Here is an 11,063-nt window from a genome sequence, read left to right as displayed (position 1 = left end):
AGCCAGTTGTAGCCCAGCACGGCAGGCACAGCTACAGCCAGACCGATAGCGGTCATGATCAGCGCTTCACCCACAGGACCGGCAACCTTGTCGATCGAAGCCTGGCCGGCAACACCGATGGCGGTCAGCGCGTGGTAAATACCCCAAACGGTACCGAACAGACCCACGAACGGCGAGGTCGAACCCACGGTAGCCAGGAAGGCCAGACCGTCTTGCAGGCGGTTTTGCACGTTTTCCATGGCACGCTGGATCGACATGGTCACCCAGGTGTTACGGTCGATCTGCTCCAGCAGCGCACCTTCGTGGTGTTCGCTGGCATTGACGCCTTGCTCGGCGATAAAGCGGAAGGCACTGCCTTCGTCCAGCGTGCTCAGACCAGCCTTGACCGAACCGGCACCCCAGAAGTTTTCACGGGCAGCCTTGGCTTGACGCATCAGCTTGCTTTGTTCGAACAGCTTGGTCACCAGGATGTACCAGCTACCCATCGACATGATGATCAGGATGATCAGCACGCCACGTGCAATGAAGTCACCGCCACGCCACAGGGCTTCGAGGCCGTATGGGTTCTCCACGGCAGCACCGGCAGGTGCAGCAGCGGCTTCGGCAGGCGCTGCCGGGGCAGCGGCTTCAGCCGGCGCGGCTGCAGGGGCTGGTGCAGCGGCAGGCGCTGCAGCAGGAGCAGCGGCAGCCGGAGTGTCTTCAGCATGGGCAACTTGCGATGCGATGATCGTTGCCGCGGGTGCCGCAACAAGAGCTACTGCCGCAAAGAGTGCGGACAAACGATTTGCTACAGACATGATCCTTCCAGCTCCTTAGCTAGGTTGATTCGACAGAGTCGTTGAAACTAAACACTACATTTTGCATGCCGCCTTGTGGACGGCACACGACCAACTGGCCGGCCAAGACTAGCGTCTTAATCATCCAGCTTGAATGTCACTTCATAAGGAATTGCCACTTCGCGACCGACACCCTTGCACTTGAGTGTACCCAAGGCACGCTTGGCCAAGGTTGCCAGACCCGGATTGGAGGCGCTACGAATAGCCACTTCCTTGACTTCACCACCCGCACCCAAGGTCACCAGGGCGTTGAGCTTACCAGTGGAGATACCTTCCTTGTCCGCCAGAGCCGAGAATTTGTCGCGCATCGAGTCGCCCACATCACCGGCGTTATTACAAGAAGCGCTGATGGTTGGCGCAGGCGCTGGCGCTGGCGCAGGCTCTGCCTGAACCGGCGGACGAATGACCACAGGCTCGGTCGGACGAACCGACGTTGTCGGTACCTGGATAACATTCTGGGTTTGCGGCGGTGGCGTCACCTGAACTTCAGGCGGCGGAATGAATGTCGGCGGAGGCGGCGCATCCATCTTCGGCGGCTCGAACTTGGGCGGCTCGGGCGGCGGAGGCGGCTTGATCTCCTCGACGATATTGACCTCGGTCTTTTGCTTGATTACTTCGACCACTTTGCGGGCGAGACCATTCACCAGCGCATAAACAATCACCACATGCAGAAGAATGACGAAGGAGATGCCAACCAGATGCTTGGTGGGCTTCCTCTGCTCTTGCGCGAAATCCATGTTCTACCCTCGATACCTGCCAAGTCGCGGACAGGATTAGTCTAGGCAGGCAAGCCATTGAAACTTGCCATCTCTAAGCTCAGCAGCACGATACAACTATTTACAACTGCTGAATACAACTTTAATACAACTTAAACAAAGAGTCTAACACATACATCATCAGCTGCGGCTAATGTGATTTCGCCTTTTGCACAACAACAACACAAAAGTAAAATTTCTTTGTAAATCAATCACCTGGCGGGGAGCAAACAGGCGAACTGTCTCGTTTTTTGTTGTCTAGTTACAACAAAGGCCACTTACGTGGCCTTTGTGTTTTGTTTTTGGCGCGCCCGAAGAGATTCGAACTCCTGACCCCTTGGTTCGTAGCCAAGTACTCTATCCAGCTGAGCTACGGGCGCATTTATTTTTTACTGCTTTGTTGTATCTGATTGTGGCGCGCCCGAAGAGATTCGAACTCCTGACCCCTTGGTTCGTAGCCAAGTACTCTATCCAGCTGAGCTACGGGCGCACTACAAATTTCAACAGTTCCTGAGTTGGCGGAGAAGGAGGGATTCGAACCCTCGATACAGGTTTGTGCCCGTATGCTCCCTTAGCAGGGGAGTGCCTTCGACCACTCGGCCACTTCTCCGTCTCAAGGAGGCGCGACTATAGACAATGCGCGCCGCCCCGTCAAGCATCAAATCTCCTGATCTAACCCAAATGCCTTATGCAGCACCCGAACTGCCAGCTCGAGGTACTTTTCATCCAGCACCACTGAGATCTTGATTTCAGAGGTGGAGATCATCTGGATATTGATGCCCTCTTCCGCCAGGGTGCGGAACATGGTCGAGGCGATACCTACATGCGAGCGCATGCCGACGCCGACTACCGACACCTTGCAGATCTTGTCATTGCCTGAGATCGACTTGGCGCCGATATGGCTTTGCACGCTTTCCAGGATGCCCAGGGCGCGCTGGTAGTCACCGCGCGGCACGGTGAAGGAGAAGTCGGTATGACCATCCTGCCCGACGTTCTGGATGATCACGTCCACATCCACATTGGCATCGGCCACCGGGCCGAGAATCTGATAGGCGATACCGGGCTTGTCCGGCACGCCGATCACATTGATGCGCGCCTCGTCGCGGTTGAACGCAATGCCCGAGATGATGGCCTTTTCCATAGCTTCGTCTTCCTCAAACGTAATCAGCGTGCCGTCACCCTCTTCCTGGAAGCTCGACAACACGCGCAACTTGACCTTGTACTTGCCGGCAAACTCCACCGAGCGTATCTGCAGCACTTTCGAGCCGAGGCTGGCCATTTCCAGCATTTCCTCGAAAGTGACGGTTTTCAGGCGCCGCGCCTCCGGCACCACGCGCGGATCGGTGGTATATACACCATCCACATCGGTATAGATCTGGCACTCATCGGCCTTCAGCGCCGCCGCCAGGGCGACACCAGTGGTATCCGAGCCGCCGCGTCCAAGCGTGGTGATGTTGCCGTCGGCATCCACCCCCTGAAAACCTGCCACCACCACCACTCGCCCCGCCGCCAGATCGGCACGCATGGCTGTTTCGTCGATATGCTGGATGCGTGCCTTGGTGTGCGCGGTATCGGTGAGAATCTTGACCTGGGTGCCGGTATAGCTGCGCGCATCGACACCGATTTCCTTCAGCGCCATCGCCAGCAGACCGATGGTGATCTGCTCACCGGTCGAGATCACCACATCCAGCTCACGCGGATCGGGCTGCGCCTGTATCTCGCGCGCCAGCGCAATCAGGCGATTGGTCTCGCCGCTCATGGCCGACACCACCACCACGATATCGTGCCCCTGCGCCCGGTATCGGGCCACCCGCTTGGCGACACTGCGTATGCGCTCGGGCGAGCCCATCGAGGTGCCGCCATACTTCTGAACGATCAATGCCATTCCTAGTACTCCAGCTAAGCTGCAAAAACGTTCGAATCTAAAGAAACTGTCTGTATAGGGCAAGTTGACGTGCGCGTCGCGCCCTAGAACATTTTGACCGCGCATTCATTGCCGACAGCTATATACCGGCTGCAATCGCGCACCGAGACAGGCACGGTGCGGCAGCCTTGCGGCGACGCGTCATGGCCTGCACTTGGGGTTGTGGTATAAAGCCGCGTCCCTTTAGGCGCCTGCGCTGCAGGCAGAGCACGATGAACCGTGGCTTTTTCGTAATTCTCGGCAGTCAATTCCTTTCCGCCCTGGCTGACAATGCTTTGTTCATTGCCGCCATGTCGCTATTGAAAGCACAGCACGCGCCGGAATGGCATCAATCGATGATGCTGTTCTGCTTCTATATCTCTTATGTGGTTCTCGCCCCGTTTGCCGGATCGTTTGCCGATTCCATGCACAAGGGCAAGGCGATGATGATCTGCAACGGCATCAAGCTGGCCGGCTGTGTGGCCATGCTGGTGGGTCTGCCGCCCCTGTTTGCCTATGCCATCGTCGGCTTTGGCGCGGCCGCCTACTCCCCGGCCAAATACGGCATCGTTACCGAGTACCTGCCGCATGACAAGCTGGTCGCCGCCAATGGCTGGCTGGAAGGCGCCACCGTATCGGCCATTATCTTCGGCACGGTGATTGGCGGGCTGCTGTCCGGGAAGGCCATGACCACCGCGCTGGCGATCAGCCCGCTGTCCATGCTGTCGGCCCCGGTGTTTGCCATCATCATCCTGTGTTTTGTCTATCTGGCTGCTTCTTGGGTCAATCTGTATATCCCCAAGCTCAACGTCGAGCTCAAACCGATTCATTACAGCCCGATTTTTCTGGTCAATGAATTCTGGGAATGCGTGTGCAAGCTGTGGCGCGATCCGCAAGGCCAGCTGTCACTTGCAGTCACCACCCTGTTCTGGGGCACCGGCGCCACCATGCGCGTGGTGGTGATCCATTGGGCGGTGATCTGGCTTGCCTTCAGCCTTGAAGAAGCCACACGCCTGGTGGCGATCGTGGCATTCGGCACCGCTTTCGGCGCCTATATTGCCGGCCGCCTTATCCCGCTGCAGAGCGCATTCAAGGTCTTGCCGGCCGGTATTGCCATGGGCGGGGTGGTGATGCTGATGCTGGTCACCCATAGTGTTGCCATGGCAATGATCTTGCTATTCGTTGTCGGTACGCTGGCCGGATTTTTTGTGGTGCCGCAAAACGCCATGTTGCAGCACCGCGGCCATATGCTGATGGGTGCCGGTCATTCCATCGCCGTACAAAACTTCAATGAGAATCTGGGCATTCTGGTCATGCTTGGCCTGCACGCCTGGGTGCTCAAGCATTTCAGCAGCCCGATCACCGACACCCTGCCCGGCGCCGCACTCGCTTATTTCCAGCATGCCGGCGGCCTGCCACCGATGCGCGCCATCATCATTGTCTTCGGTCTGATGGTGATGCTGTCGATGCTGTATATCTATTACCGCTACAAGGCCGGCGAAAAAGCCGGTTTGATGCGCGACTAAGGTCCGCTGGCTCGCCATCGTCCGATTTGCCGATAGCGAGCCAGTGTTCAGCCGAATGCCGCCCAGTCTATCGGCTGTCGCCCCTGTTGTTGCAGGTAGCGGTTAGCTGCAGAGAAGTGGCCATTGCCGATAAAGCCACGATATGCCGATAAAGGCGACGGGTGCGGCGACAGCAGCAGCAGATGTCGGCCGGCATCGATCAGGGGCGCCTTCTCCTCCGCATACGCCCCCCACAGCATGAATACGATGCCCGAAAAATCGGCCGATAGCCGCGCCACCAGGGCATCGGTCAGATTCTCCCAACCACGTTTCCGATGCGAGCCGGCCCGGCCTGCTTCCACAGTCAGCACGCTGTTCAGCAGCAACACGCCCTGCTTTGCCCAGCCGCTCAGATCGCCACACTGCGGCGGGTTGTAGCCAAGATCGCGGGCGATTTCCTTGAAGATATTCTGTAGCGAAGGCGGCGGGCGCACACCCGCCGGCACCGAAAAGCTGAGCCCATGCGCCTGGCCTGGCCCGTGATAGGGGTCCTGCCCCAGAATCACCACCTTGACCTGCTCGGGCGCGGTAGCAGCCAGCGCGGCAAAGCGCTGCGCGAATGGCGGCAAGATCTCGGCCCCCTCTTGCTCGCGCGTTTGCAAATAGCTTTGCAAAGCGTGCCAATATGGTTGTTCGAGCTGATCGGCCAGCAAGGCAGCCCAGCAATCAGGCAGACTCATGGCCGCTTCCCTGGTGACGACGCTCGAATACCTCGCGCCGGTGCTTTCTGAAAATGGTTTTGTCCAGCAAGTCCTGCAGCTGGCTATCCAGCACATCGAACTGCGCGGTGATCCAGAATGCATCGCCATGTGCGTCGCAGGCGCTAATGCGCGCCGGCAACAGCAAAGGTCGCGGTAGCAGTGGCGATAGCCAGATTGCCACCGCCCCCGCCATGCCCTGCGCCAAGGCCTGTGCCGACTCCCACGCCAGCTGACTGCTCGCCAGCCGCAGCGGCACGGCAGCCGGCGGGGGCGCGTTACGCGCCAGCAGCTGGGCCAGCAACTGCAGGCACAGGTCTATCCGCGCTTCCATCGCCTGCCAACGCAGGGCCTCCGGGCTGTCATCATCGTCCTGTACGGCTTGGGATTCGAGCAAGGCCAGCACCCGCAACAGCAAGGAGCCTTCTGCCATATTGCCGACCGTATCGCCTTCCCATTGCACCGGCAACCGCGCGGAAATTTCTATCATTGCAATCTCTCCTTTGCTGCCGATTATAACGGCTGCATGGCCGCGGCTCCGCGCTAGCAGCGCCGGCGCAAGACCATGCTTTGTGCTGTATCAATTTCCTGCCCGTGCCATGCCGGGTAGAATCGCTTCCCTGTCGCAGCGGCAAGGCTGCCGGCCTTGCCGGTTGCTCATTCGGTCGCTCCCGCCCCCCATTTCCGTGAAAGCAGCCATGCAGTCCGCACCACTCTCTCGTGCCGAGATCGATTCATTTCACCAGCAAGGATTCCTGATTGTTCGCGGGCTCGCCGATGCAGCCTTGCGCGAAGCGATTCTGGCGGTGGGCATGCAGCAGCTGCGCGATGCAGTGGCGCCAATCGAATACGAGGCTGATACCCGCTACCCCGGCGCGCCAGCCTCGCGCGATGCGACGGGCGGCCTGACCGTCCGGCGCTTGCTGAAGGTCTATGCACGCGATGAGGCATTCCGGCGCTGGGCGCACCACCCTGCCGTGTGTGAGCGGGTCAAACAACTGCTCGATACGCCGCATATTGCGCTGACCCAGGCCCATCACAACAGCCTGATGACCAAGCAGCCGGCTTTTTCCAGCGTGACGCACTGGCACCGCGATATCCGCTACTGGAATTTCGAACAGAACAACCTGATTTCGGTGTGGCTGGCGCTGGGGGCCGAGACGCGCGACAACGGCTGCCTGGGGTTCTTGCCAGGCTCGCATCGATTGACGCTGGATCAGGATCGCTTCGAAAACCGCGCCTTCTTGCGCGGTGATCACCCCGACAACCAGCCGCTGCTCGACTCTGCCATCTACCCGGAGCTGGCAGCCGGCGATGTTGTGTTCTTCCATGCCGAAACCTTCCACGCGGCCGGCTGGAATCGTACCGCCGCCACCAAGCATTCGCTGGTATTTGGCTATCACCGGCAGGACAACCGCCCGATTGCCGGCACGCGCAGTGCCAGTGAAGCGACGGTACTGATCGATTGATCGTATCGTGATTGGCGGTCAGCTTAGCCTGCCGGGCCTGGCCTTAGTGGCCAAGCCCGGCTTGCCGCACGCGTTCATACAAACAGATGGCCGTTGCCGCACCGACATTGAGCGACTCGATGCCGGGCGTCATCGGAATACGCAGGCGCAAGCTGGCCAAGGCCTGCAATTCGCTGCTGACCCCCTGCCCTTCACTGCCCATCACCAGTAGCAAATCGCCGCGCAAATCAGCCTGGTACAACGACACACTGCCTTCCAGACTGGTAACCGCCTTGATACCGGAAAAGGCACTTGCGGCAGCCAGCAACGGCACGCGATCGACCATAGGCAGCACGAACTGCGCGCCCATGCCGGCGCGCAGCACCTTGGGCGACCACGGGTCGGCACAGCCCATGCCCAGCCACACTTGGTCGACCCCTGCCGCAGCGGCAGTACGCAAGATCGCGCCCAGATTGCCCGGGTCTTGCACGCCATCGAGCGCCAGCACCAGGCCGTCCTTCCGCACATCGACTGCTGTTGGCATGGCGCACAGGGCGAGAATGCCGCTGATCGACTCCAGCTCGCTCAATTCGGCAAACAAGGCATCGGCCAGCAGCTGGGCCGGCTGGCCATGGCGTCGCAGTAAGCCTTGCAACTCGGCACGATGCTGGGCCGACTCGGCCAGCAGCAGGCGCTCAAGATGCCAGCCGGCATCCAGGGCGGCGGCAATCAAGTGCGGGCCATCGAGCACCATCAGGCCTTGTTTGAGACGTTCGCGCCGTTGCGTGCTGAGTTTGGCAACGGTCTTGATCAGGGGATTGTGGCGGGATTGAAGAATTTCCATGAATCAACCGGATGCCGGCAGCAAGGCCGTTGCCTTGCCCGGCGAAATGTAAGGTCAGCCGCCCAGATCGAGGCGGCGAGCCTGGCGGGTGAGCGACTGACCGGTGATCAGACAGACTTGCTTGAACTGCGTGTACTGCGACTCATGCAGACTACCGCCGCGATTGTCGGCATAAAACAGACCAACCGGCTTGTCGTCAACAAATAGCGACATGGCAAAGAAATCGACTTCGCCAGCCGTCTGCTTGAGCGAGCGCGGCAGCAGCGCATCGAATTGCGCCCGGTTGCTGCGATTGATCCAGATCGACTGCGGTTTGAGCATCAGCTTGGTAAACACATGCGGCGCGGTCAGATCAACCTGGAAGGCGCGCATCGGATCATCCTGCGCAGCGCCAACCACATAGCGGGTTTTCAGGGCATTCTGGCCAGCCAGCAGCAAACCGAAAATGATGCGTTCAAGACCAATGCCTTCCGAAATACCGCGTATGGCCAGCCCCATGATCTGATTGAACGAGCCACCCGCATCGCTGGCCCGGCTCAGCTCGCGCAGGATATCAGGCAGGCCGGGCTTGGGTGCCACCACCGGCGCCTGAGCTGGCGCGGCCTTCGCTTGCGGCTTGGGCCATTCACCCGCCACCATCGGCAACCAGCGCGCAGGCGGAAATATCTGCGCATAGGGCCAATCGTTGCGGGCGAAGTCGAGCATTGTCGCACAGACCAGCTGCCAGGCCTCCGCCTGTTCCACCCCCAGGGTGTGCGCTGCCAGATGCACATCATCTGCCACACCCTCTTGCCACCAACCAAGCTGCAAACGATGCGCCAGACGCAAGGCAGCATGTTGCAGCAAGGCACGCTGGGTGGCCGAGCCGGCATCATCGAGCAAGGTGGCAAACACCTCGGGCAGATGCCAGCGCGCAAACAAGGGCAGCGCCACTTTTGCCAGATCGACACCAGGCAGCACCTCGCCCATGCCGGCTTCCAGCTGCTTGAGCAGTCGCGGCAAGTCGGCCAGCAAGGCGGTGATAAAGATTTCATCGAGACGGGCGTCGTTGCGCAGTACCCCCAACGCGCGGGCCAGCCGGGCGGCAAGGCGGGCAGTGGCGAGATCACGCAGCAGGGCAAAATAGCGTGCCGGCTGCTTGGGTAATAACAGCGACTCGACACTGGGCAATTTGGTGAACTGGTGCACGAAGGCGTCGATGCCCATCAACAGCACCACATTCTCGATACTGACCACATCGGCGGCGAGGCTGCCACGATCGCGCTGATTGATATGGCGCAGGGTGTGGGCGGTCAGTAACGGGTCGCGCAGCACCAGATCGACGATTTCGCTGGTTCTGGCCGTCTCGGCACGGCCAGCAAAGCCGGCCAGGGCCGCCTTGGTGGATTGCAAGATCGGCAAGGGGCGCTGTGCCCACAGCTGCAGCCAGCGCTCGCTGTCCGTATCCAGTGATTTGGCGCTATTCAGGGCATTCGCCATACGTAGAGTCTTCCACCTCTGCCTGCTGCACAGTCGATCACGGCGTCCGCCGCTACGCCCGGTATATCGAAACTATTGCTGACCAGTACCGAGCCCGGTCGCATCTCGCTTTTCGCCTTTTGCCACAATGCCGGCATGATCGCTGGTGACAAGAAGGCATACACCACATCGTATCCAGCCAGTGGCCAGTTCAGTAAATCGGCACGGATCACCGTGCCACGACCGAGCCAGGCACAACGCAACCGGGCCAGCAGCCAGGGCAGCCAGGCATGTTCAACCCCTTCCACCCGCAGTTGCCGGTGGTGGGTCAGAAAGCTCACCACCGTGCCGGTGCCGGCGCCCAGATCCAGCACGCGTGCGCCATCGGGAATCAATTGCTGCAGAGCCTCCAGCGCCGGCGTACCGCTCAGGTAGAGCGGCACCCGGCTGCGATCGAGCCGGCCGAACACCGCATAAGCCAGCACAAACAAGGCGAGATAAAGCCAGGGCGGCAAATCCAGCCAGCGCGCCACGATGACCAGGGGAAAAAACATCGCATGGATCAGCCACCACCAACGAGGCTGCCGAGCACAGACACTGAGCCCTAGCGCCATGCAGATCTGCAACGGCAACCAGCCAGCTTCGCCAAGCACACCGCCCTCTACCAGCAAGGAAGCAGCACCAAATGCTGCCACCTGCACCGCTACGGCTACCCAGAATGGCCTCACGGCTTGGCTTCGGCAGTGGCGCTGGCAATCTCGGCAGCGGGATCAGCCACCTTGGCGGGCTCACCCGCCTGCTTGCCGGCCAGTTTGAGGATGTTCTCTTCCGCTTCCCTGTTCAGCACGATGATGCTGATACGCCGATTCACCGGGCTTTGCGGGTTTTCCGTGTCGAAAGGCACCGAATCGGCGAGCCCCACTACCCGCAATACTTTCTGATCCTGCAAGCCCCCCGCCAGCAATTCGCGCCGCGATGAATTGGCCCGATCAGCCGACAATTCCCAATTGCTGAAATTTCGATTCCCTGCCGCAAAACCGGATGAGTCGGTATGGCCGGACAAGGATAATTTATTGGGAACATCATTCAGAATATTGGCCAACTCCGCGAGTATCTCCTTGGCATAGGGTTCCATTCGCTCGCTACCGCTCTGGAACATTGGCCGGTTCTTTTCGTCGACAATCTGGATACGCAATCCTTCCGGCGTGATATCCAGCAGGATCTGATCCTTGTATTGCGCAAGTTTGCTGCCAGCGGCATCCTTGATGGTTTTTTCCAGTTTATCCTTGAGTTTTTCCAATACCTTTTTATCGCCCTTGGTATCACTGCGACGATAAGCGCCGGCTTTTTTCGATAGATCAAGCCCGCCACCTTGCAGCACGCTGGTCGAATCACCCGCGCCCGAACCGCCGCTCATGGCTACTTTCAATGGATTGCGAAAATACTCGGAGATGCCGCGCAAATCACCCTTGGTGGATGAACCCAGCAACCACATCAGCAGGAAGAACGCCATCATGGCGGTCACAAAGTCGGCATAGGCGATTTTCCAGGCGCCA

General features: G+C 59.7%; 12 protein-coding genes and 3 tRNA genes. 2 read left to right on the top strand and 13 right to left on the bottom strand.

Features of this window, described 5'->3' with window-relative positions; translation table 11 throughout:
* From ACE3OH_RS13420 to ACE3OH_RS13390, 7 genes are all read right to left on the bottom strand, one after another.
* A partial coding sequence (locus ACE3OH_RS13420) for a MotA/TolQ/ExbB proton channel family protein (RefSeq protein WP_374353572.1) occupies nt 1-572 on the bottom strand: 572 nt, incomplete at its 3' end.
* Nucleotides 506-706, bottom strand: a complete 201-nt coding sequence (locus tag ACE3OH_RS13415) for a hypothetical protein (protein ID WP_374353569.1) — start codon at nt 704-706, stop codon at nt 506-508. The genes ACE3OH_RS13415 and ACE3OH_RS13420, both read right to left, overlap by 67 nt.
* Before the next feature lie 207 nt (nt 707-913).
* Entirely contained in the window at nt 914-1,573 is a 660-nt protein-coding gene (locus ACE3OH_RS13410) for a hypothetical protein (protein ID WP_374353566.1), read from the bottom strand.
* A 321-nt stretch (nt 1,574-1,894) separates the two neighbouring features.
* A tRNA-Arg gene (locus ACE3OH_RS13405) sits at nt 1,895-1,971 on the bottom strand.
* Between the two features lie 33 nt (nt 1,972-2,004).
* A tRNA-Arg gene (locus tag ACE3OH_RS13400) sits at nt 2,005-2,081 on the bottom strand.
* Between the two features lie 26 nt (nt 2,082-2,107).
* Nucleotides 2,108-2,201 (bottom strand) — tRNA-Ser (locus tag ACE3OH_RS13395).
* 48 nt (nt 2,202-2,249) lie between these two features.
* The gene (locus ACE3OH_RS13390) at nt 2,250-3,476 is read right to left on the bottom strand and encodes an aspartate kinase (protein WP_374353563.1); all 1,227 of its coding nucleotides are present in this window, start codon (nt 3,474-3,476) and stop codon (nt 2,250-2,252) included.
* Nucleotides 3,477-3,727: 251 nt separating this feature from the next.
* On the opposite strand from ACE3OH_RS13390, the gene lplT reads away from it, so the two are divergent.
* Nucleotides 3,728-5,020: a lysophospholipid transporter LplT gene (gene lplT, locus ACE3OH_RS13385; RefSeq protein ID WP_374353560.1), complete on the top strand. Its 1,293-nt coding sequence runs from the start codon at nt 3,728-3,730 to the stop codon at nt 5,018-5,020.
* 47 nt (nt 5,021-5,067) lie between these two features.
* Here lplT and ung read toward each other — a convergent pair whose 3' ends face one another.
* Together ung and ACE3OH_RS13375 are read right to left on the bottom strand one after the other, a co-directional pair.
* Nucleotides 5,068-5,739, bottom strand: coding sequence for a uracil-DNA glycosylase (ung, locus tag ACE3OH_RS13380; protein WP_374353557.1), 672 nt, complete (start codon nt 5,737-5,739; stop codon nt 5,068-5,070).
* Nucleotides 5,726-6,247, bottom strand: a complete 522-nt coding sequence (locus ACE3OH_RS13375) for a PilZ domain-containing protein (RefSeq protein WP_374353554.1) — start codon at nt 6,245-6,247, stop codon at nt 5,726-5,728. The genes ung and ACE3OH_RS13375 overlap by 14 nt, the downstream gene beginning before the upstream one ends.
* Nucleotides 6,248-6,455: 208 nt before the next feature.
* Here ACE3OH_RS13375 and ACE3OH_RS13370 point away from each other — a divergent pair, with 208 nt between their 5' ends.
* Entirely contained in the window at nt 6,456-7,226 is a 771-nt protein-coding gene (locus ACE3OH_RS13370) for a phytanoyl-CoA dioxygenase family protein (RefSeq protein WP_374353551.1), read from the top strand.
* 43 nt (nt 7,227-7,269) lie between these two features.
* Here ACE3OH_RS13370 and ACE3OH_RS13365 read toward each other — a convergent pair whose 3' ends face one another.
* The 4 genes from ACE3OH_RS13365 to motB all read right to left on the bottom strand — a co-directional run.
* Nucleotides 7,270-8,049, bottom strand: a complete 780-nt coding sequence (locus tag ACE3OH_RS13365; protein ID WP_374353548.1) for a TrmH family RNA methyltransferase — start codon at nt 8,047-8,049, stop codon at nt 7,270-7,272.
* Nucleotides 8,050-8,103: 54 nt separating this feature from the next.
* Entirely contained in the window at nt 8,104-9,528 is a 1,425-nt protein-coding gene (locus ACE3OH_RS13360; RefSeq protein ID WP_374353545.1) for a hypothetical protein, read from the bottom strand.
* Entirely contained in the window at nt 9,513-10,235 is a 723-nt protein-coding gene (locus ACE3OH_RS13355) for a methionine biosynthesis protein MetW (protein ID WP_374353542.1), read from the bottom strand. Before ACE3OH_RS13355 ends, ACE3OH_RS13360 begins: the two co-directional genes overlap by 16 nt.
* Nucleotides 10,232-11,063: flagellar motor protein MotB (gene motB, locus ACE3OH_RS13350; RefSeq protein WP_374353539.1), on the bottom strand; the 832-nt coding region annotated here is incomplete at its 5' end. The genes motB and ACE3OH_RS13355, both read right to left, overlap by 4 nt.

Source organism: Chitinimonas sp., from assembly GCF_041904975.1.
In the GTDB taxonomy this organism is placed as follows: Bacteria; Pseudomonadota; Gammaproteobacteria; order Burkholderiales; family Chitinimonadaceae; genus Chitinimonas.
This window is presented reverse-complemented; position numbering and strand designations above follow the sequence as displayed.